The sequence below is a fragment of the Sulfitobacter sp. AS92 genome (assembly GCF_038900015.1).
Lineage (GTDB): Bacteria > Pseudomonadota > Alphaproteobacteria > Rhodobacterales > Rhodobacteraceae > Sulfitobacter.
This window is the reverse complement of record NZ_JBBMQL010000001.1, coordinates 100,201-120,155: the sequence shown is the minus strand read 5'-3', so window position 1 is coordinate 120,155 and position 19,955 is coordinate 100,201. Positions and strand designations below refer to the sequence as shown.

The 19,955-nt window shown below is 59.5% G+C and carries 20 protein-coding genes and 1 tRNA gene; 7 read left to right on the top strand and 14 right to left on the bottom strand.

Annotation, left to right across the window (positions count from 1 at the left end; all coding sequences use genetic code 11):
• Positions 1-20 precede the first annotated feature (20 nt).
• The 4 genes from WNY61_RS00580 to WNY61_RS00565 all read left to right on the top strand — a co-directional run bounded on the left by WNY61_RS00580 (position 21) and on the right by WNY61_RS00565 (position 4,100).
• Positions 21-629 (top strand): glutathione S-transferase, encoded by a 609-nt coding sequence (locus WNY61_RS00580; RefSeq protein ID WP_342849513.1) that lies wholly within the window; start codon positions 21-23, stop codon positions 627-629.
• Between the two features lie 190 nt (positions 630-819).
• The gene (gene petA / locus WNY61_RS00575) at positions 820-1,380 is read left to right on the top strand and encodes a ubiquinol-cytochrome c reductase iron-sulfur subunit (RefSeq protein WP_342849512.1); all 561 of its coding nucleotides are present in this window, start codon (positions 820-822) and stop codon (positions 1,378-1,380) included.
• Positions 1,381-1,395: 15 nt separating this feature from the next.
• A complete protein-coding gene (gene petB / locus WNY61_RS00570; protein WP_342849511.1) occupies positions 1,396-2,739 on the top strand; it encodes a cytochrome b in 1,344 nt (447 codons plus the stop codon).
• An 11-nt stretch (positions 2,740-2,750) separates the two neighbouring features.
• The gene (locus tag WNY61_RS00565; protein ID WP_342849510.1) at positions 2,751-4,100 is read left to right on the top strand and encodes a cytochrome c1; all 1,350 of its coding nucleotides are present in this window, start codon (positions 2,751-2,753) and stop codon (positions 4,098-4,100) included.
• A gap of 327 nt (positions 4,101-4,427) precedes the next feature.
• Here the strand turns inward: WNY61_RS00565 and mtaB are convergent, their stop codons facing one another.
• Together mtaB and dapF are read right to left on the bottom strand one after the other, a co-directional pair.
• A complete protein-coding gene (gene mtaB / locus WNY61_RS00560; protein WP_342849509.1) occupies positions 4,428-5,681 on the bottom strand; it encodes a tRNA (N(6)-L-threonylcarbamoyladenosine(37)-C(2))-methylthiotransferase MtaB in 1,254 nt (417 codons plus the stop codon).
• A complete protein-coding gene (gene dapF, locus WNY61_RS00555) occupies positions 5,678-6,511 on the bottom strand; it encodes a diaminopimelate epimerase (RefSeq protein WP_342849508.1) in 834 nt (277 codons plus the stop codon). The genes mtaB and dapF overlap by 4 nt, the downstream gene beginning before the upstream one ends.
• Positions 6,512-6,615: 104 nt before the next feature.
• On the opposite strand from dapF, the gene WNY61_RS00550 reads away from it, so the two are divergent.
• A tRNA-Lys gene (locus WNY61_RS00550) sits at positions 6,616-6,691 on the top strand.
• A 60-nt stretch (positions 6,692-6,751) separates the two neighbouring features.
• On the opposite strand, the gene WNY61_RS00545 is transcribed toward WNY61_RS00550, so the two are convergent.
• From WNY61_RS00545 to WNY61_RS00530, 4 genes are all read right to left on the bottom strand, one after another.
• Positions 6,752-7,600 (bottom strand): ABC transporter permease, encoded by an 849-nt coding sequence (locus WNY61_RS00545; RefSeq protein ID WP_342849507.1) that lies wholly within the window; start codon positions 7,598-7,600, stop codon positions 6,752-6,754.
• Between the two features lie 3 nt (positions 7,601-7,603).
• Positions 7,604-8,833 (bottom strand): ABC transporter permease, encoded by a 1,230-nt coding sequence (locus WNY61_RS00540; protein ID WP_342849506.1) that lies wholly within the window; start codon positions 8,831-8,833, stop codon positions 7,604-7,606.
• 61 nt (positions 8,834-8,894) lie between these two features.
• Positions 8,895-9,938: an ABC transporter substrate-binding protein gene (locus tag WNY61_RS00535; RefSeq protein WP_342849505.1), complete on the bottom strand. Its 1,044-nt coding sequence runs from the start codon at positions 9,936-9,938 to the stop codon at positions 8,895-8,897.
• A 60-nt stretch (positions 9,939-9,998) separates the two neighbouring features.
• A complete protein-coding gene (locus WNY61_RS00530) occupies positions 9,999-11,090 on the bottom strand; it encodes an ABC transporter ATP-binding protein (protein ID WP_342849503.1) in 1,092 nt (363 codons plus the stop codon).
• A 253-nt stretch (positions 11,091-11,343) separates the two neighbouring features.
• On the opposite strand from WNY61_RS00530, the gene WNY61_RS00525 reads away from it, so the two are divergent.
• Both WNY61_RS00525 and WNY61_RS00520 read left to right on the top strand, forming a co-directional pair.
• Positions 11,344-12,426: an FAD-dependent oxidoreductase gene (locus tag WNY61_RS00525; protein WP_342849502.1), complete on the top strand. Its 1,083-nt coding sequence runs from the start codon at positions 11,344-11,346 to the stop codon at positions 12,424-12,426.
• A gap of 164 nt (positions 12,427-12,590) precedes the next feature.
• Positions 12,591-12,770 (top strand): hypothetical protein, encoded by a 180-nt coding sequence (locus tag WNY61_RS00520; RefSeq protein ID WP_342849501.1) that lies wholly within the window; start codon positions 12,591-12,593, stop codon positions 12,768-12,770.
• A gap of 215 nt (positions 12,771-12,985) precedes the next feature.
• On the opposite strand, the gene WNY61_RS00515 is transcribed toward WNY61_RS00520, so the two are convergent.
• The 8 genes from WNY61_RS00515 to WNY61_RS00480 all read right to left on the bottom strand — a co-directional run bounded on the left by WNY61_RS00515 (position 12,986) and on the right by WNY61_RS00480 (position 19,925).
• Positions 12,986-13,426 carry a cytochrome c gene (locus WNY61_RS00515; protein ID WP_342849500.1) on the bottom strand — a complete coding sequence of 147 codons (441 nt, stop codon included), beginning with the start codon at positions 13,424-13,426 and terminating at the stop codon, positions 12,986-12,988.
• Complete coding sequence (locus WNY61_RS00510) at positions 13,408-14,706, bottom strand: multicopper oxidase family protein (protein WP_342849499.1); 1,299 nt, start codon at positions 14,704-14,706, stop codon at positions 13,408-13,410. Before WNY61_RS00510 ends, WNY61_RS00515 begins: the two co-directional genes overlap by 19 nt.
• A 174-nt stretch (positions 14,707-14,880) precedes the next feature.
• Entirely contained in the window at positions 14,881-15,330 is a 450-nt protein-coding gene (locus tag WNY61_RS00505) for an ion channel (protein ID WP_342849498.1), read from the bottom strand.
• A gap of 43 nt (positions 15,331-15,373) precedes the next feature.
• The gene (locus tag WNY61_RS00500; protein ID WP_342849497.1) at positions 15,374-15,940 is read right to left on the bottom strand and encodes a helix-turn-helix transcriptional regulator; all 567 of its coding nucleotides are present in this window, start codon (positions 15,938-15,940) and stop codon (positions 15,374-15,376) included.
• Between the two features lie 71 nt (positions 15,941-16,011).
• Positions 16,012-16,746 carry a copper-binding protein gene (locus WNY61_RS00495; RefSeq protein ID WP_342849496.1) on the bottom strand — a complete coding sequence of 245 codons (735 nt, stop codon included), beginning with the start codon at positions 16,744-16,746 and terminating at the stop codon, positions 16,012-16,014.
• Positions 16,747-16,792: 46 nt separating this feature from the next.
• Entirely contained in the window at positions 16,793-18,151 is a 1,359-nt protein-coding gene (locus tag WNY61_RS00490; protein ID WP_342849495.1) for a copper oxidase, read from the bottom strand.
• Between the two features lie 17 nt (positions 18,152-18,168).
• Complete coding sequence (locus WNY61_RS00485; RefSeq protein WP_342849494.1) at positions 18,169-19,632, bottom strand: TolC family protein; 1,464 nt, start codon at positions 19,630-19,632, stop codon at positions 18,169-18,171.
• Positions 19,632-19,925 (bottom strand): hypothetical protein, encoded by a 294-nt coding sequence (locus WNY61_RS00480; protein ID WP_342849493.1) that lies wholly within the window; start codon positions 19,923-19,925, stop codon positions 19,632-19,634. The genes WNY61_RS00485 and WNY61_RS00480 overlap by 1 nt, the downstream gene beginning before the upstream one ends.
• Positions 19,926-19,955 lie beyond the last annotated feature (30 nt).

Here is a 19,955-nt window from a genome sequence, read left to right as displayed (position 1 = left end):
CAACCAAGGGGGGACTTCATGTGAAACTATTCTATTCTCCAACCTCACCCTATGTCCGCAAGGTCATGGTGTTGCTGAATGAAACCGGCCAGCTGGACGATGTGACACTGGAGCAGACCTCGGGCACGCCGCTGGCCCCTGCCACGGGCCTTGTCGAAAAGAACCCCCTCACCAAGGTGCCTGCTTTGGAGCGGCCCGATGGCTGCACGCTCTATGACAGCCGGGTGATCTGCGCGTATCTGGACGACCGCGCGGGCGGCAAGCTCTACCCCAGCGGCGTCGCAAGGTGGGACACATTGACGCTGGAAGCCACGGCGGATGGCATGCTCGATGCCGCTTTGGCGATGGTCTACGAAGGCAAGCTGCGCCCCGAAGACAAGCGCATGTCAGAGTGGGTTGAGGCTCAGTGGGGCAAGGTTGCCCGCGCCTGCACGACGTTGAACGCAAGATGGGTCGCGCATCTGGCGGGGCCATTGGACATGGGGCAAATCGCGCTTGGCTGCGCATTGGGCTATATCGATTTTCGCCATGGCGCGCGGGATTGGCGTGCTGGAAACCCTGATTTGGCGGCGTGGTTCGACAATTTTGATTCGCGCCCTGCGATGATGCATACAGCGCCGCCGCAGTAATCAAGCCGTAATGATATTGCCACAATCGCGGTATTTTTGCCGCGTTGTGGCAGGCTTGACCCAAGATGCGCGGCTTTGGCATCTGGACGGGCGCGGTCCATCCCGGTAGATAGCGGCGAGAAGTCAGGTGGCAAGGTGACGCCACCCCTATGTCTGACGGCCAGATTTGGCCAAGAATTGGAGTAAACCCGTGTCCCAAGCAGAAGAACACGCAGGCACCCGGAGGGATTTCCTGTATTACGCGACAGCCGGTACAGGTGCCGTCGCCGTTGGTGCCGCCGTCTGGCCGCTGGTCAACCAGATGAACCCCTCTGCCGATGTAAAGGCGCTGTCGTCCATCCGCGTGGATGTATCCGGCGTTGAAGTCGGGACGCAGCTGACTGTGAAATGGCTGGGCAAGCCGGTGTTCATTCGCCGCCGCACCGAAGCCGAGATCGAAGAGGCGAAAGCCGTCGATGTATCGACGCTGCCCGATCCGATCGCGCAGAATGAGAACCTCAGCGGTGACGTGCCCGCCACCGACGCGAACCGCGCGCTGGATGAAACTGGCGAATGGCTGGTTCAGATGGGCGTTTGTACGCACCTTGGCTGCGTGCCGCTGGGTGATGCTGGTGACTTTGGCGGCTGGTTCTGCCCCTGCCACGGGTCGCACTACGACACCGCGGGCCGCATCCGTAAAGGGCCGGCCCCACGCAACTTACCGGTGCCTGTCGCCGAATTCGTGGACGAGTCCACGATTAAACTGGGTTAAGGGAGCGGAAGAAAGATGTCTGGAATTCCTCACGACCATTACGAGCCGAATTCGAACGGCGAAATGTGGCTGCACCGCCGCCTTCCCATCGTTGGCCTTTTGTACGACACATTGATGATCCCCACGCCCAAGAACCTGAACTGGATGTGGATTTGGGGCATCGTGCTGACTTTCTGTCTGGCACTGCAAATTATCACCGGCATCGTTTTGGTGATGCACTACACGCCGCATGTCGACATGGCCTTTTCGTCGGTTGAGCACATTATGCGCAACGTGAACGGCGGTTATATGATCCGCTATCTGCATATGAACGGCGCGTCGCTGTTCTTTATCGCGGTCTATGCCCACATTTTCCGCGGTCTCTACTACGGGTCGTATAAAGCCCCGCGTGAGATCACATGGATCATCGGCATGTTGATCTACCTGCTGATGATGGCCACAGGTTTCATGGGCTACGTTCTGCCTTGGGGTCAGATGTCCTTCTGGGGCGCGACCGTGATCACCGGCCTCTTCGGCGCAATCCCGTTCATTGGCGAAGGTCTTCAGACCTTCCTGCTGGGTGGGCCTGCCGTTGATAACGCGACACTGAACCGCTTCTTCTCGCTGCACTATCTGCTGCCCTTCGTGATTGCGGGTCTTGTGGTTCTCCACATCTGGGCCTTCCACACGACCGGCAACAACAACCCCACCGGGGTCGAAGTGCGCCGCACCTCCAAAGAAGACGCCAAGAAAGACACGCTGCCCTTCTGGCCGTACTTCGTGATCAAAGACTTGTTCGCGCTGGCGGTAATTCTGACGCTGTTCTTCGCGGTTGTTGGCTTCATGCCGAACTACCTTGGCCACCCGGATAACTACATCGAAGCGAACGCTTTGGCGACGCCTGCGCACATCGTGCCGGAATGGTACTTCCTGCCCTTCTACGCAATCCTGCGGGCCTTCACCTCTGAAGTTTGGGTTGTGCAAATCGCGTCCTTCGTGACCGGTGGCATCATCGACGCCAAGTTCTTCGGCGTGTTGGCGATGTTCGGTGCGATTGCGGTAATGGCGCTGGTACCTTGGCTCGACACATCCTCTGTACGTTCGGGCCGTTACCGTCCGATGTTCAAATGGTGGTTCGCCCTGTTGGTGATCGACTTCTTCGCCCTGATGTGGCTGGGCGCGATGCCAGCGGAAGAGCCCTATGCAAGCTTCTCGCTAATCGCTTCAGCTTACTGGTTCGCCTACTTCCTCGTGATCCTGCCTCTCTTGGGTGTGATCGAGAAGCCGCTGGCGCAGCCGGAGACCATCGAAGCCGACTTTGACGCGCATTACGCGCCCAAGGCTGGCGGCACCAAGACGCTTGTGAACCCGGCGAAATAAGGATCATGACCATGATGAAAACCAACCTCCTTTCTGCCGTGGTATCTTTGGGCCTTGCCCTGCCGGGAACGGCAGTGCTGGCGCAAGACACAGCGACAGAAGAAGAACTGCTAACAACTCCGGCGGAAACGCCGGAGGCCGAAACTGAAACTGCACCGGCTGAAACTGCACCGGTTGAAGCGCCGACCGCAGAAGAAGCCCCGGCAGAAGAAGCCCCGGCTGAAGAGCCGGCAGCCGACGCAGCCCCGGCTGAAGAAGCTGCCGACGCACCCGAAGTCGCGCCCGCTCCTTCCGAGGAGCCTGCACCTGAGGAAGCGCCTGCGGAGGAAGCCACCACAGAAGAGGCTCCTGCAGAGGAACCTGCTGCTGAGGAAGCTCCCGCTGAAGCAGAAGCAACCGAGGAAGAAGCAACCGAGGAAGCGCCTGCTGAAGAGGCACCTGCCGAGGAAGCCGAAGCCACTGGTGAAGAGCAGTCCACTGCCGAAGAAAACGCCGATGCCGACGTCATCGCCGAAGATGACGTTGCCGGTCAGGCGCATGGTGATGACCCCGAAGTGGGCGTTATGGAAACGGATGACCACGGCGAGGAAGCTGCTTCTGACGATCACGCCGGTGACGACGATCACGGTGACGATTCCCACGCCACGCCGCATATCGAAAACATCGATTTCTCCTTCGATGGTCCCTTCGGCGGCTATGACGTAAACCAGCTTCAGCGCGGTCTGCAGATCTACACCGAAGTCTGCGCGGCCTGCCACGGTCTGGAATATGTCGCGATGCGGACATTGTCGGACGAAACCGGTCCGAACATGCCCAACGATCAGGTGATCGAATACGCCAAGGGCTATGACATCTATGACGCCGAGCTGGACGACACCCGTCCCGGCACCCCGGTCGATCACTTCCCCGGTTCCAACCTGTCCAACGCACCTGACCTGTCGCTGATGGCCAAGAAACGCGCTGCGTTCCATGGCCCTTACGGTTTGGGCATCAACCAGTTCCTCAAAGGGATTGGCGGGCCGGAGTATATCACCGCGCTGTTGACCGGTTATACTGGCGAAGAGAAAGAGCAGGCGGGCACCGTTCTTTATGAGAACACCGTCTTCCCCGGTGGTTGGATCGCCATGGCGCCGCCCCTGTCGGATGAGCTGGTTGAGTTCGCAGATGAACATGCCAATGACGTGCAGCACATGGCCGAGGATGTCTCTGCCTTCCTGATGTGGACCGCCGAGCCTAAGTTGGGCGCGCGTAAGCAGGCCGGTTTTGCTGGTGTCGCGCTGCTGGGCTTGCTTTCGGTGCTGCTCTATCTGACCAACAAGAAGCTCTGGGCGCCGATTAAAAATCGCCGCAAGGAGGACTAATCGAGCCACGGCTTGAAAGAATGCATGAGGGGGCGTCGGGAAACCGGCGCCCCTTTTGCGTTGGGGGGCTTGATGGCTGCGCGTTGGTGCCCCGCTCAAACTGCGTCCGGCGGGTGCAAGTGGCGCAAGCTGTGCGGCTATAACACTCAATGCCCCAAGGCTACTGTCACGATTTGCCTACAACAGATGCCCGGCCCAGTGGCGCACCATGCAGAGGGCGATACCAAAGCCTCTCACGATACGGGATCGTTGCAGTTAAGGCTTGCCGTGTGGGTAGCGCAAAGCGCAATCGCTCCCGATACCCTTAGGGTTGCACTTCAACCGCTGCTAGGCGGTCAAATGTGTGCCTGAAATCCCGGTGATTTTGGTCTGTACGATATCGCCTTCGACCTGCGGCACGGCAAAGCTCACTTCGGTGAACTGCGCCGTACGGCCCATATGGGGGTTCTCCATCAGCACAGCGTGCATATGCCCGACCTGCGCCTGCAGATGACGTTGTACCTGCCGTTCCCCAGCCGCGCGCAGCCGGGCTGCTCGTTCCTTGATTGCCGCACCGTTCACCGCAGGCATTCGCGCGGCAGGCGTGCCGGGGCGTGCGGAATAGGGAAAGACATGCAGCCACGTCAGGTCGCATTCCTCGACCAGCTTCATCGAGTTTTCAAACATCACCTCGGTCTCGGTCGGGAAACCGGCGATAATGTCGGCGCCAAAGGTCATGTCAGGCCGCAGCGCGCGGGCCTCTTGGGCAAAGCGGATCGCATCATCGCGCAGGTGGCGGCGCTTCATGCGCTTCAGAATCATATCGTCGCCATGCTGCAACGACAGATGCAGATGCGGCATGAGGCGCGGCTCGGTCGCGATGGCCTGCATTAGGTTTTCGTCCACTTCAATCGAGTCGATCGAGGAAATCCGCAAGCGCGGCAGATCGGGCACCAACCGCAGAATGCGCATCACCAGATCGCCCAGTTTCGGCGTCGCCGGCAAGTCCGCGCCCCAGGAGGTCAGGTCGACCCCGGTGAGCACCACTTCGTTAAAGCCTTTATCGACCAACCGCTTGATCTGATCCACCACAACGCCCGCAGGGACCGAGCGCGAATTGCCACGGCCATAGGGGATTATGCAGAAGGTGCAGCGGTGGTCGCAGCCATTCTGGACCTGCACATAGGCACGGCTGCGGGTGCCAAACCCGTCGATCAGATGGCCCGCCGTTTCCGTCACCGACATGATGTCATCGACCTGCACCGTCTCGGTCTCACCAATGAAGTCAGCCGCCATGCCCTGCCACGTCGTGCCCTGCATTTTCTCGGTGTTGCCGATCACGACATCAACCTCGGGCATGGCGTTGAAGGTTTCTGGCTCTGTCTGTGCCGCGCAGCCGGTCACGATCAACCGCGCCTCTGGGTGCGCCTTACGCAGCTTGCGGATGTCTTGGCGGGCTTTGCGTACGGCTTCGGCGGTTACGGCGCAGGTGTTGACGACCACGGCATTTTCTAGCCCGGCCTGTTCGGCCAGTTCCTTCATTGCCTCTGTCTCATAGGCATTCAGGCGACAGCCCATGGTGCTGAAAACGGGGGCGCTCATGTCAGGCTCTCCAGAAAATCTGCGGTAAACGTGCCGGAGAAAACGTGCATTGTAGGTCCAGTCATCCAGACGCCGTCGTCTCGCCAATCGATATGCAGCGTGCCGCCGTCGAGATCGATGCGCATGGCGCGGCCCGTAAGGCCCCGACGCGCGGCAGCAACGGCAGTTGCACAGGACGACGATCCCGAAGCAAGTGTCACGCCGACGCCCCGCTCCCAGACCCGCATCCGGATATGGTCGGGCCCGACAATCTGCGCGACCTGCACATTGGTAAGCTGAGGGAACAGCGGATTATGTTCGGCGCGGGGGCCGATGTGCGACAGGTCCACAGCTTCGGCATCCTCAACAAAGAAGGTGCAATGCGGATTGCCCATGCCGGTGGCGACAGGATCGCCCTCAATCGGCAGATGCAGCGTATCTATCTCGCGCGCCAGCGGCACCTCGTCCCAAGCAAGCTGGGGATGGCCCATATTGACCGAGGTTAGCCCGTTGCCCGCGTCTTTGGCCGCCAGATCGCCGCGGGCGGTCGTCAAGTGCAACGAATCGCGGCCCAATTCATCCATCAACCACCGCGCAATGCAGCGGGTAGCGTTGCCGCAGGCGGCAGAGAGCGAACCGTCCGAATTGTAGAACGTCAGATGCGCATCGCCACTGCCCTGCGTGATGACCGCAAGCTGATCAAAACCCACACCAAATTGCCGGTGACCGATGGCTTGGGCCATGGCGGGGGTCACGTCGATTGCCTCCGTACGTGCATCAAGCACGACGAAGTCATTGCCTAGCCCATGCATCTTCATGAAGGGCAATCCGGGGGTCTGAGCGCTATACATTCGGCGCATATAACCCCGGCATGAAAACTAATCCAGCATCTCGCAATATTTTCGCGATTAAGGGCTTGACCCTGCCGCCCCAAATTTCTAGTTACCCGCCTAGTGGGCCGTTAGCTCAGTTGGTAGAGCAACTGACTTTTAATCAGTAGGTCGATGGTTCGAACCCATCACGGCTCACCACTCACCCCCCCCCGAATATGGTTATGGATCAGGTGTTTGGTGCCGTGAAAGCGGTTTCGCCTATTCCTGCCCGCGCAGCCGTGCCGAACGACGCCGCAGCGCTTCGAGCACGAAAAGCATCGTCGCCGACAGCACCACCAGCAGCGTCGCCACCGCCAGAATCGTCGGGTTGATTTGTTCGCGCAGGCCCGAGAACATCTGCCGGGGAATCGTGCGCTGTTCGGGACCGGCGAGGAAGAGCACCAACACCACTTCGTCAAAGGACGTGACGAAGGCGAAAAGCCCGCCCGAGATCACGCCGGGGCGAATGAGCGGTATCACCACGTCCCAGAAGACTTTGAGCGGCGAAGCCCCAAGGCTGAGCCCCGCGATAAAAAGCGAGCGGTCAAAGCCGCTGAGCGTGGCAGTGACGGTGATAATCACAAAGGGCACGCCAAGCGCGGCGTGGGCGATGATCAGCCCGGTGAAGGTGCCGACCAGATTGAACTGGGTGTAGAAAAAGAACATGCCCGCCGCGATGATGATCAGCGGCACAATCATCGGCGACAGCAGCAGCGCCGTAATGACGCGTTTGTAGGGCATGAAGGGCGAGGATAACCCCACCGCCGCCAGCGTGCCCAGCACCGTGGCGATGCTGGCCGCAGCGATGCCCACAAGGAAGCTGTTGCGGATCGCGATGCGCCATTTTTGATCGTCGACGATCTCCTGATACCAGCGCATCGAATAGGCATCTGGATCGAGCGAGAGCATACCTTGTGTAAAGGTAAAGAACGGCTCGGCGTTGAACGATAGCGGCATGATTACGAGGATCGGCAGCATCAGGAAGACCAGCACCAGAGCGGCCATGATACGCAGGCCGTAATGGCCGCTCTTGTGCCAGATCGTGTAATAGGCGGGCAGTCGGCTCATGGTCTATCCCAGCTTGAGGTTGTCGGTGCCGACGAAACGGTCGAACAGCCAGTAGAGGACAAGGATCAGGATCAGCAGAAGCGAGCCCAAGGCCGCCGCCAGTTCCCAGTTGTTCGAGACCTGCATGTGAAAGGCGATGATGTTCGAGATCATCTGACCATCGGTGCCGCCGACCAGCGCGGGGGTGATGTAGTAGCCAACCGAGATGATGAAGACCAAAAGCGCCCCGGCCGACAGGCCCGGCAGGCTCATCGGCAGGTAGATTTTGTACCACGCGCCGATGGGGTTGCTGCCCATGGAAATCGCCGCCCGCATGAAGCTGCTGTCGATCCCGCGCATCACCGCATAGAGCGGTAGCACCATGAAGGGCAGCAGGATATGGGTCATAGCAAGGATGGTGGAAAACTCGTTGTACAAAAGCTCAATCGGCTCATTGATCAGCCCGGCCCAGATCAGGGTGGAGTTCACCACGCCGCCCGCTTGCAGCAGGGCGATCCACGCGGTGGTGCGCACCAGCAGTGAGGTCCAGAATGGCAGGAGGACAAAGACCATGAGAAAGTTCGCCGTCGCGGGAGAGGCTTGCGACATATAGAAAGCCAGAGGATAGCCCAGCAGCATGGTCAACCCGGTGATGATCAGTGCCATCTTCAGCGTTTTGCCATAGAGTTGTTTGTAGATCTGCGTATCGCGCATGATGATCTCACCCTCGGCGTCATATTCTAGATCGACGGCGGTGAGGTAATAGCTTGAGGTATAGACTTGCCCGGCGCTGCGGATCGCGCGCCATGTGGCGGGTTTGGCCCAGCGTTCATTCTCGGCCAGCAGCATCTCGGCCCCATTGGCGGCAAGCTCAGAATCATCCACGCGGCGCAGACCGCGGGCGGTGGATTTGATCACACTCGACATGCCCGGCAGGGCGCGGTTGATCTCGTCAGCAAATTTGCCGGAGGTGCGGTTGCCCGCCATGCGCTTCATGTCGATTGCCATTTGCGTCACCACAGCCGGATCGGGCAGGGTTTCACCGTCCCAGTCCTCCAGCATGGTCAGCGTCTCAGGCACCAGTTCGGCGACAGTCGGGTTATAGACACTGCGAAACAGCATCGTGGTGATCGGGGCCACAAAGGCGAAAAGGATAAAGACCAGCAGCGGCACCACAAACAAAAACGCCTGCGTGCGGCGTCTGCGCAGTTGGCGACGGGCGTTAGCGGCATCTTGGGTATTCAGGCTGGGCACACTGGGTCTCGTCTCTAAAAGGGGAAAACCCCGCGCCAATTAAGGCGCGGGGCAGGGATGCTTATTGCAGCAGCCATTCGTTGAACTTCTCGCCAAGGCTTTCGCCATAGTCGGCCCAGAAGATACCGTCGGCCTTTACACCTTCATCAAGGTGCGCGGTCGGCAGGTCTTTCTTGACCTCTTCGGGCAGAAGCGCCTGAGCGGAGTTGCGGGTCGGGCCATAGGCCACGTCCTGCATGCCCGAGAGCGGCACAGTGCCAGTGGCGTATTTAATGAACTCCATGGCGAGGTCCTTCTTCTCGGTCCCTTTCATGATCGCCCAAACGTCGAGGTCATAGATGTGGCTGTCCCAAACGATCTCGAAAGGCGCGCCATCGTCCTTGATCGCGGCAAAGATACGACCGTTGGCCGATTGCACCATGGTGGCACCGCCGTCGTTCAGCAGAACGGGGGCCTGAGACCAGCTGTCGTACCAAGTGATCTCGTCTTTGATGGTGTCGAGCTTGGCAAAGGCTTGGGCTTGGCCTTCTTCGGTGGCGAGCACCTCATAGACTTCTTCGGGGGCGACGCCATCGGCCAGCAGCGCCCATTCCATGTTCACCTGAGGCCGTTTGCGCAAACCGCGTTTGCCGGGGAAGGCTTCGGTGTCAAAGAAGTCTTCGATGGTTTTCGGGCCTTCGCCATTTTCAGTGTTCACCGCAAAGACGACGGACCAAACGATGTTGCCGACGCCACATTCATTGGCCAGCGCGTCTTCGATGAAGTCATCCGCCGCTGCGGTGCCATCGTCGCCATCGGGCAGGACGGATTGGTCGATCACTTCCAGATAGCCTTCGGCGCAGGCGCGCTCGAGGTCGATCACTTCGATGTCGACCACATCCCACAGGATGTTGCCTGCTTCGACCTGCGCCTTCATCTCGGCCACGCCGCCGCCGTAGTCTTCGAACAGCACGTTGGTGCCGGATTCCTTCATGTAGGGTTCAATCATGTGCTCCATCTGCGCCGCGCCATAAGCGCCGCCGAAGGACGTCACCGTCAAATCCTCAGCCAGAACAGGGCTGGCAAGCAGCGCCGTCGTGGCCAGATACGTCAGATGTTTCTTCATCGGGTCTCTCCTTGTTGTGTCCAGGTCTTTTGCGGGGCCCCGGTTTGCCCTCGGTCGCCTTTAATTGGCAAAGGCGATGCAATCTTTCGTCAGGGACAACAGCTGCGCCGTCGCGCCGTCTTCAAATTCAGGCGCGGACAGGTCGTTGAGCACTTTGACGATAATGTCGGTGCCGTCGGGTAGGCGGAAATAATAGCGGATGAAATCGCCCACATAGATGCGCGTGACAAAGGTCGCCGTCAGTGCGTTGTCATGGGCGTGGGTCGTGGGGTGAATGAACAGCTTCTCAGGCCGGATCGACACGCGGCAGGCGGCACCTTCGGTCAGCCCTTTGGAGGTCTGGGTGGTGATGGTGCCGGTGTCCGTCTCGACCTTGGCAAGGTCGCCATCGATCTTGCTGACCTTGCCCTGCACGAAGTTGTTTTCACCGATGAACTCAGCGACGAAGGCATTCACGGGGCGCTCGTAGAGCTCCGCCGGGGGCGCACATTGCTGCACGACGCCATCGTTGAAAACGGCAATGCGGTCCGACATCGACAGCGCTTCGGTCTGATCATGCGTCACATAGATCACGGTAAAGCCGATCTGTTTGTGCAGGCGGGTGATTTCAAACTGCATCTGTTCGCGCAGGTTTTTATCGAGCGCGCCCAAAGGTTCGTCCATAAGGATCAGCGTCGGCTGAAAGATCATCGCACGCGCCAGCGCCACACGCTGTCGCTGTCCGCCAGAAAGCTGGCCGGGGCGGCGGTCGCCAAAGGCCGACAGTTCCACCAGCGCCAGATACTCCGCCACACGCTCTTTAATCTGCGCTTTCGGCATTTTGCGCACGCTCAGCGGATAGGCGAGGTTTTCGGCCACCGTCATATGGGGAAACAGCGCGTAGTTCTGAAACACCATGCCGATGTTGCGCTTGTTAGGCGCGGTCTTGTTGATTGAGCGGCCGTTGATCGCGATATCGCCCGAGGTGACGCTCTCAAACCCCGCGAGCATCATCAAAACGGTGGTCTTGCCGGACCCGGAGGGGCCAAGAAGGGTGATGAACTCCCCCTCCTGCACGTCCATGTCGAAACCTTTGACGACGAGGTTTTCCTGATCGTAGCTCTTCTTGACGTTATCAAAACGCAGAAAAGTCTCTGCTTTGGTGTCTTTCATTGTGCCGCGGCTCTCCCTGTCGCTGGGGGGAGTTAAACAGGTGCGACGATTCTAAACAATATGTTGTATCGCTTAAGAGAATCGCCACCGCATCCTTGGCGCTTATCGGGCGGGCATGTGACTGCTTTTGTGGCAGGGGGAATGATAATTGCGCCATCCAAACGGGAATTCTTTGAAAGAGTACCTATGTCGGTAGCTGAATGCATAGGGGCGCACCCCGCAGATTAAAGATGACCAGAAGGAGACAGCATCGATGGGCAAACGTATCGCAATCGTAGGTGCCGGATATGTGGGCGCTGAGCTCGCCAAGACGATGGATGACATTGCCGATGTCACTTTGATCGAACCGCGCAGCAATTTCGTGCATGCGCCAGCGATGATCCGTGCTTTGGTTCAGCCCAGCCTGGTTGAGGAATCGCTGATACCCTACGACCGTTTGCTAAAGCGTGGCCGGGTGATCGCGGCGCGGGCAACCCAGATTGATGGGGGTGGTGTCACCCTTGAAGACGGCGCGCGGATTGACGCGGATTATATCGTTGTCGCCACAGGCTCAGAATACGCGGCACCGTTCAAACCTAAAGGCGCTGACATCGACGGGCTGCGCACAGCAAACCAAGCGGCGCGCGAAAAACTGGTATCGGCCAAAACCATCGGCATCATCGGCGCCGGAGCAGTGGGTGTCGAGCTTGCAGGCGAGATTGCCTATGCCATGCCAGACAAAAAAATCACCCTGATCACGATGGACGACAAGCTTTTTGCAGCGAAGCCTGACAGCCTTGGGTCGTCGCTTAGCAAGAAATTGAAATCCAGCGGAGTGGAGATCATTCTTGGCGAAAAGGCCGAAGGTCTTGCATCAAAATCAGAACCGCATGCGGGCAGTGTGACCCTCGGCGATGGAACGCAGCGGGCGTTTGATCTGATCTTTCCCGTCCTTGGTGCGCAGGCGTGCTCTGATCTGCTGAAAAACCTGCCCGGCGCAGAGGTAACTGCCGCTGAGCGGATCAAAACCGACGGATATATGCGTCCCTCCACACTCCCCAATGTCTTTGCCGCCGGCGACGTGGCCGATCCTGGCGACAACATGACAATCGTTGCGGTCAGCCGTCAGTTGCCGTGGCTGAAAAAGACGCTGACCGGGCTGATCACTGGCCGGAAACTGACGGATATGAAGACCTATCGCCCTTGGGGCCCCGAAGCGCCGATCCTGCTGCCCTTAGGGCCAGAGCGCGGCAATAGCTTTTTGATGCTGTTCACCGTGGGGGATTGGATCACTCAAAAGATGAAAGGCGCGCATCTTTTCGTGTCGAAGTACCAAAAGCTGCTCAATCGTCCCTGACGGAAAAAGTGGTGACCCTTGCGGCTTATTGGGGCTGCGGGCCGCATGCAGATCTTTCTGGCACCGCGAATATACCGAAGGGTAGGCCCGTTATCCCTAAGCCAGCAGGCATTGGTTGGCGATTTGTGTGAAGGTTGATTGAAGTCAACTCAGGAGCACAAGCCATGTCCATTCAGTTCAGCAGCACTCGAGATGCCATTCAGAACGCAGCAAAGATCACGCGAATTACCGCCTGCGTTAGCCTGGGCAAATACGCCACGGCGCAGGGGGAGCTTATCTGGCAGAACGGCGACATCGCCTGCGTGCGGGTCTCTTCGTCGATGTTTGTCGGCAAACGCATCTGAAGGTTAGCGCCACCCTGCCCGCGCTTTGGCGACGGTGCAGCAGCCTATCTGAGCGGCGAGGGGCGCTGTTCAGCAGGGTGCAATTCGACCACGCGTGAAGTGGCGCGGCGGTTTCAAATGCCAAAAGATCTCCATGTGTCAAAACTTGGCGCGAAATCCATGAATGGCCCATTCCTCAAAGCTGCATGCGCAGGCTGCGGCGTTTCCTACCTGCCTCAATGCGGTCGATTGCGGCTAGCCTGAGAGGCCTGTTCGCGGGGCGGCCAAGTCGACCTGATATAAGCGAGGATGTCCCAAATACCTTCGTCTGAGAGCGCCTCGCCAAAAGCTGGCATTCCGCTGTTGAAATCATCAATGCCGCGCGCCGCTAATGCAGCTTTGCCCCCGAGTTTCGTATATTCGAACAGCAAGGCATTATCGTGATGCCAGGTATGGCCCGTTGCATCATGCGGAGGGGCAGGCAGAACTCCGGCCTCATCGGGCGTTCGCCAGTCGGGTTGACCTTCGAGGTCAGTGCCGTGACAAGCCGCACAGGTCTCAGCATAAAGGGCGCGGCCAGCGACGATATCACGGCCGTCAAGTTCGTGGTCTGCGTGCGCTGTGGTTGCAGAAGCGAGGATTAAGACAGCCAACCTTATCATGCTACATCTACCCATGTCCGCATCCCTCCGATGGCGTGGCTCAGCATATGACAGTGGATCAGCCAACGGCCCGGATTATCAAATACGCAAAGAACATCACGGCTTTCACCCGCGGCAACCAAAGTCGTATCGCGGAGGTCGCCGAGACTGCCGTCGGAGGCCAGCTCATAGAAGTGGTGACCGTGCAGGTGAATACCATGTGGGAAAGCGGTATCATTGGCGAGGGTGATGCGTACAGTTTCGCCCCGTTTCATGGAGGCGAATGGCGCGTCCGGCAGGTCCGAGACATCGTTGAAAGACCAGATATTGGCCCCGCCGTGTCGACCGCCCATAGCACCCCCCATCATCGTCAGCGTCAGGTGCTGCGTGGGGTCGCCCGGCACCGGCAAGTTTGGCGCTGCCAGCGGTGTTATGGGTTCTGGCTTCCGATCCGTATTGCTGCCGGAAACCGCCACATCCGCAAGTCGGTAGCTCCCCTGACGAGAGAGCATGTCAAAACTCACTGGCCCCGTGATATCGACGATCAAATCTGCCCTTTGGGCGGGCGCTAGGGTAAGGTCAGACAACCCGCGCGGCTGGCCCAATGCCATGCCGTCCAGCGCAACGACAGACCCAGCGACGCCTGCGACGGTGAGAGGGAAAATGCGATTGGTGGCCGCGTTGATGATGCGGAACCGGACCCGGTCACCTTCCTTCACTTCGGCCTGCGATAAGAATGCGCGGGCAAAGTTGCCCATATAGCCAGCGTGCGCAACGCTGTGCATGTCGGTGAAATCATCAGAGAGGCTGCCGTCTTCGTTGATAATCCAATCCGACAGCACGACTGTAATGTCGTGGTCCACATCGGGGGGCATATCGTCTTCGACAATAAGCGGCCCCATCATGCCCCGCGCGACCTGTTCCTGCGAAATATAGTGCGAATGGTACCAATAGGTCCCCGCATCGGGCGGCGCAAAACTATAGGTCTTGCTGTCGCCGGGGTTGATAAGATCCTGTGTCAACACCGGTACCCCGTCCATTCGGTTTTCAAGCCGAATGCCGTGCCAATGGACGGCAGTGCCTTCCTCCAGCCTATTCTCGACTTCAATGGAGATTTGCTCCCCCCGTTTCAACCTGAGCTCTGGTCCGGGCATCGACCCATTAAAACCCAACATCGCGGTGGCGCCTTCGCCTTTGGGAAGAAGTTGTCGGGTGACAGCCTCAGCGGTCAGCGTCAGCGTTTCCGCAGCGGCAGAAGCCTGTAGCGGCACGATTGCCAACGCGGAGGCACTGGCGAGGAATTGTCTTCTATTCATGTCATGCCTTATCGGGATCGATTGCGATTGATACTGCCACAGAGACGAAGCGCGCCGCCCTCCGTGGCGTGAAGGTGTTAACAGCAGGGGCCGATTTCAACTGCCAGTGACCGATCGGGAGGGGCGCGCATATGCGCCCTCTTTCAGGCAAAAAATCAGGGTGAACTATTCGGGTCATCCTTTCTTTGACAGTGGGGCGCCTCCGCCCATGACTTGTAGCACAAAGCTTCCTGACGCCGTGATCATGAGAAAGCCGTGAAACGCCTCGATGCCGGTGATGAAACGCAGGTGCCCCAGGGGGGTTAGGTCGCCGCGCCCCAAGGTGGTGAAGTTGACCAGTGAGAAATAGAAATAGTCCATCATCGTGATCGGCTCACCCGTTGGGCCGGAAGCGTTTAGCGCGCCAATCTGCAAGCCCTGCACCGCCCAGAGGAAGAAAAGCGTATAGATGAAAGCCTCAATCACATGGGCAAAAGTAATGGCGCCGACCGCCAAGCCAAGGTTCTGGCCATGCGCAGTGCTATTGCGTTGCGCGATGGTATCCGACACCCATTTAAGGACGAAATAATGGATTGTCGTGCAGATGCCGACAACCAGAACTGATAAAAGTATTGCTTGGATCATGACGGGCTACCTGTTTTGTTTGCGGGGGCTTCCTCTCAGGCGGTTATGCCGGGGCGGCCGTTGATCTGGGTGCAGCCACGTGCGAACGCTCAGCCGCAGTTTGCGGGGCGTCCGCCGGCACCCAAGCATCATCCATCAAATCCTCAATGAATGTGCTGAGCAACTGTGTGCGCCCGGTGACGGCGGCCTTGCGATAAATCGCGTTTGTCTGCGCCTTGATCGTCCCCTCAGAAGTGCCGCGCAGTTCCGCAATGTCGCGGGTGCTCAAACCTTTGACCAAAAAGACCGCGACATCCCGCTCTGCGGGTGTCAGACGCCAATCCGTGAAGTGCTGCGTCATCACCATCGAGAACTCCGAGGTGCATCGGCGCATTTTCTCTTCGGCCAGCCGGGCACGTTGCAGACTGGTCCTGAGGGCGATCCAGCCAAGCGCCACGCCGAGGTTCAGGCCGATGGCCAACACGGTCTGCTGATACTCATGGCTTTGCCAAACCAGAAAGTCAGGCTCCATTCCCATGGCGTCCAGCAGGAAGCACACAGTAAAGAAGATCGCCACAATGGCCTGTAGTGCAGCGATGGCCCAAAGGGCGACGGTTCCACGCGTTTTCATAGCTCGAAGTGCCTTGTTATTGTGGTGGAAAATGCGGGGCCAGTCCGTTCAACCGGCCCCGCAATTGGTGCTTACTTCATCGCTGTGACGGTGAGCTTGCCTTTCACGCGGTCCGCGACGAACTCAATGTCTTGGCCTTCTTTCATCTTGGTGATGAGCGCTTCATCGGCTTTGAACACCATGGTCATCGACGGCATGTCGAGGTTTTCCAACGGGCCGTGAATTATGGTCACCTTTTTACCCTTGGCGTCGACTTTCTTGATCTTGCCGGTTGAGTAGACGGCGGGCGCCGCGGGGGCCTCATCAGACTGCGCCACGGTGATCGGGCCATGCATGCCGGATTCGTAGTGGCCGGGGATCAGGCAGGCGAACTCGAAGGAACCTTCGTTGGCGAAGGTCCAGATCACCTCGCCGTCCATGCCGGAGTCGAGACGGACCGAGTTCGGGTCGTCATGCTCCATGTCCATCTTGGCCATAGCTTCCTTGTGCTCGGCATTGCCCTCCATCGTGTCGATCACGAACTCATGCTCGATCTCGCCTTTGTTGGTGACGGCAAAGCGGATGGTCTCGCCTTTCTTGATGTCGAACTCGGCGGGCTCAAAGATCATCTCGCCGTCGTCTGTTTCGCGCATGGTCACGTCGATGGTGCGGTCGACGGCCTCGGCCTTGCCGGGCATGCCCACGGCCATTTCTTTGTGCATGTCGCCGTGGCCGTCATCGCCGTGGCCGCCGCCATGGGTGCCCGCGGCAAAGGCCGGGGCGGTGATGAGAAGGCTGAGGGCGGTTGAGAGAAGAAGTTTGTTCATGGTGTTTCCTGTATGGTTTTAGAGGTCATTATGGTCCAAGGGCCGCTTAGCCCTCGGAGGTTGGTTTCGGCGTGATCTGGGTTTTCGGGCTGTGGTTCTGCGCGAAGTCTGGCAGCTCGCCCGTCCATTCATACGCTTCGGTGCCCGGCGGGTTTTCATACCAGCCGGGATCTTCGTAGTCGTCCGTGTCGATGCCTTGGCGCACCTTCACGACCGAAAACATGCCGCCCATTTCCAGCGGGCCATGTGGCCCCCAACCGGCCATCATCGGCACGGTATTGTCGGGCAGGGGCATCGACATTTCGCCCATATCCGCCATGCCCGCCGTGCCCATGGGCATGAACTCGGGCTGCACGCGGCGGACCTGGCGCGTCATGTTGGAACTGCTGGTGCCGATCAGCGTCGGCACGTCGTGGCCCATGGCGTTCATCGTGTGGTGTGACTTGTGGCAGTGGATCGCCCAGTCGCCCAGATGGTCGGCCACGAACTCATAGGCGCGCATGGCACCCACGGGGATGTCGATGGAGACCTCGGGCCATTGCGCCGATTCCGGCACCCAGCCGCCATCGGTGCAGGTGACCTTAAAATCATAGCCGTGCATGTGGATCGGGTGGTTGGTCATGGTCAGGTTGCCGACGCGCACGCGCACCTTGTCCCCTTGATTAACCACCAGCGGATCAATGTCGGGGAAAATCCGGCTGTTCCATGTCCACAGGTTGAAATCCGTCATCGTCATGATGCGCGGAATGTAGGTGCCGGGATCAATGTCAAAGGCGTTGAGCATGATCAGGAAGTCCCGATCCACGCGCATGAAGTCGGGATCCTTGGGGTGGACCACGAACATGCCCATCATGCCCATCGCCATCTGCACCATCTCATCCCCATGCGGGTGGTACATGAAGGTGCCGGATTTGGTCAGGTCGAACTCATAGACAAAGGTCTTGCCCGGCGGGATCCCGGGGTGGCTGAGCCCGCCGACACCGTCCATGCCCGAGGGCAAGATCAGCCCGTGCCAGTGTACCGTTGTGTGCTCGGGCAGGCGGTTGGTCACATAGATTCGGACGCGGTCGCCTTCGACGGCTTCGATGGTTGGGCCGGTGGATTGGCCATTGTACCCCCAAAGACGCGCAACCATCCCGTCGGCCAATTCGCGCTCGACCGGTTCTGCAACAAGGTGGAATTCCTTAACCCCGTTGTTCATCCGGTGCGGCAAAGTCCACCCATTGAGCGTTACGACCGGATTGTAGTCCGGCCCGCTGGTGGGGCGGGTGGGGGTCTGGGTGAGGGCACTGTCCATCACCGCGGCTTCGGGCAGGCCCATGTTCATGGTCTGGCCCCATGCTTTGGAGGACACGAGCGTTGCACCTGCAGCACCGGCCCCCAGCAATTGACGTCTGTTCATCATGTGATTGCTTCCTTGTCTCAATGTCCGCCGCCGCCACCAGCGGCGATCTGTGTCTCTCCACCGGCACCCCCGCCGCTGCTGCCACCGCCATAGATCGCAGCAGTCAGACCGGCCGAAGCCAGCCAGAACGCGCGCTTGGCACTGGCGGCCTCAAGCTGGCTCGCGATCCTTTCGCGGGCGTCGTTCAGCAGGTCGAAGGTGCTGGTGATCATGCCGTTGTTGCTCAGCAGTGCCTCCTCATCGATGGTGCGCCGCAGGGGCAGCACCACGTCGGAGTAGTGCCGTGCGATCTGGTGGCTTGAGCGATAGGCCGTGGCCGCTGCACGTGCTTCGGATCGGACGTTCACCGCCCGCTCGGCCAGCACATTGGCCGCTTGAAGATAGCTGAGCTCAGCCTTGCGCAGCCGCGCCTTGCCGCTGTCGAAGATTGGGATGACGAACTCGAACTCGACCTGCGGCGAGATGCTGGTCTCGACTTCTCCGTCCTCTTCCTCACGCTCTATCTCGGCCCCGGCGATGACTTCGAGGTCCGTCAGAGTGCGGGTGGCATCGGTCAGGCCGTAGGCTTTCGCCGTTGCTGCCAACCCCAGCCGGGCGACTTCCAGATCGACACGATTGGCCAGCGCCAGCCGTTCGATGCCCCTGTGGCTGCTGACCGTATTCGGCACGCGCGGAAGGGAATCAGGCACGTAATAAGCCACGTCCTGCCCCCAGAGACCCATAAGCCGGGTCAGCTGTTCCTTGGCCAATTGCGCGTCCAGCCGCGCCTGCGCCAACTGCCCGGCCATCTCAGCGTTGAACGCCTGCTCGCGGGCCTGCGCGGCCTTGTTGAGCGCGCCGGTCTTGCCCAGCTGCTGCGCCAGTTCCGCCGCCGCATCGGTGGTGACGGCGGCACGTTTGAGGTAGCTGACCGTTTCAAACGCCGCGACCGCGTTGACCCAAGCCTCGCGCGTTTCATTGGCCAGCGCCAACGTATCGCTGACGGCTTGCATCTGCGCGTGCTGGAACTCGGCCTCGGCAGCGGCGATGCGCTGTTTGCGGGTACGGGCGTCCAGAAGGTTCACCGCGATCATGCTTTCCAAGGCACGGTAGAGCCCTACCTCGGGCGCGCCGATGCCCAGCAAGCCGATGGAGACGACGGGGTTCTCGGGCGTGGACTGTTGCCATGCTTCCGCTGCCGAAAGGCCGATCTGCGCGTAAGATGCCTGAAGCCCCTTGTTGTTCAACAGCGCCACCTGCACCGCGGTTTCGGCATTGATCGTCTTGCCCTGCACCATGGCGCGGACCTGTTTAGAGGCGGCGACGGTCTCGGCTTGCGACTGCGCCCAGACGGTGCGTTTACCGATGGCCTTGGAGGTGCGCGCCTCAACAGTGGCAAAGCCAGCATCGCGGGCCGAGAAGCTCACCGGCAAGTCCGTTGTCGTACAGGCGCCTAAGATCAGAGGCGTAATGACGGCGGCGGTTTTCAGTTTCCAACGCATCAGTGGTTCATCCCCTGCATATCCATCCCTTGCATAGGTGCCTGTTCAGCGTTCAATCGCCGCCAATCGAGCGGCTCCACCACGCCCCGGCGGCGGTAGCCTGCAAAGGGCTGTTCTTCGGCGGTCGCAGCGCTGCCACGCGTGCTGTTGTCAGCGGCGGTCATCGCGGCCACTTCGGGCAGAGGGGTGGGTTGCTGCACGTAGGCGGTAGTCACGTCGGGAAACGGGGGGAGCGCGGTGGCGCAGGCCCCAAGGGTCAGGGACATCGCCCCTGCAATCAGCGGTAATTTCATGGTATTTTGCCTGAATGAGAGGATCTTAGC

What these genes read in the sequence shown, in the direction of transcription:
- petB (WP_342849511.1), top strand. Translation starts at nt 1,396, where the DNA reads ATGTCTGGAATTCCTCACGACCATTACGAGCCGAATTCGAACGGCGAA.
- WNY61_RS00565 (WP_342849510.1), top strand. Translation starts at nt 2,751, where the DNA reads ATGATGAAAACCAACCTCCTTTCTGCCGTGGTATCTTTGGGCCTTGCC.
- mtaB (WP_342849509.1), bottom strand. Translation starts at nt 5,681, where the DNA reads ATGAGCGCCCCCGTTTTCAGCACCATGGGCTGTCGCCTGAATGCCTAT.
- dapF (WP_342849508.1), bottom strand. Translation starts at nt 6,511, where the DNA reads ATGTATAGCGCTCAGACCCCCGGATTGCCCTTCATGAAGATGCATGGG.
- WNY61_RS00545 (WP_342849507.1), bottom strand. Translation starts at nt 7,600, where the DNA reads ATGAGCCGACTGCCCGCCTATTACACGATCTGGCACAAGAGCGGCCAT.
- WNY61_RS00535 (WP_342849505.1), bottom strand. Translation starts at nt 9,938, where the DNA reads ATGAAGAAACATCTGACGTATCTGGCCACGACGGCGCTGCTTGCCAGC.
- WNY61_RS00530 (WP_342849503.1), bottom strand. Translation starts at nt 11,090, where the DNA reads ATGAAAGACACCAAAGCAGAGACTTTTCTGCGTTTTGATAACGTCAAG.
- WNY61_RS00525 (WP_342849502.1), top strand. Translation starts at nt 11,344, where the DNA reads ATGGGCAAACGTATCGCAATCGTAGGTGCCGGATATGTGGGCGCTGAG.
- WNY61_RS00520 (WP_342849501.1), top strand. Translation starts at nt 12,591, where the DNA reads ATGTCCATTCAGTTCAGCAGCACTCGAGATGCCATTCAGAACGCAGCA.
- WNY61_RS00515 (WP_342849500.1), bottom strand. Translation starts at nt 13,426, where the DNA reads ATGGGTAGATGTAGCATGATAAGGTTGGCTGTCTTAATCCTCGCTTCT.
- WNY61_RS00510 (WP_342849499.1), bottom strand. Translation starts at nt 14,706, where the DNA reads ATGAATAGAAGACAATTCCTCGCCAGTGCCTCCGCGTTGGCAATCGTG.
- WNY61_RS00505 (WP_342849498.1), bottom strand. Translation starts at nt 15,330, where the DNA reads ATGATCCAAGCAATACTTTTATCAGTTCTGGTTGTCGGCATCTGCACG.
- WNY61_RS00500 (WP_342849497.1), bottom strand. Translation starts at nt 15,940, where the DNA reads ATGAAAACGCGTGGAACCGTCGCCCTTTGGGCCATCGCTGCACTACAG.
- WNY61_RS00495 (WP_342849496.1), bottom strand. Translation starts at nt 16,746, where the DNA reads ATGAACAAACTTCTTCTCTCAACCGCCCTCAGCCTTCTCATCACCGCC.
- WNY61_RS00490 (WP_342849495.1), bottom strand. Translation starts at nt 18,151, where the DNA reads ATGATGAACAGACGTCAATTGCTGGGGGCCGGTGCTGCAGGTGCAACG.
- WNY61_RS00485 (WP_342849494.1), bottom strand. Translation starts at nt 19,632, where the DNA reads ATGCGTTGGAAACTGAAAACCGCCGCCGTCATTACGCCTCTGATCTTA.
- WNY61_RS00480 (WP_342849493.1), bottom strand. Translation starts at nt 19,925, where the DNA reads ATGAAATTACCGCTGATTGCAGGGGCGATGTCCCTGACCCTTGGGGCC.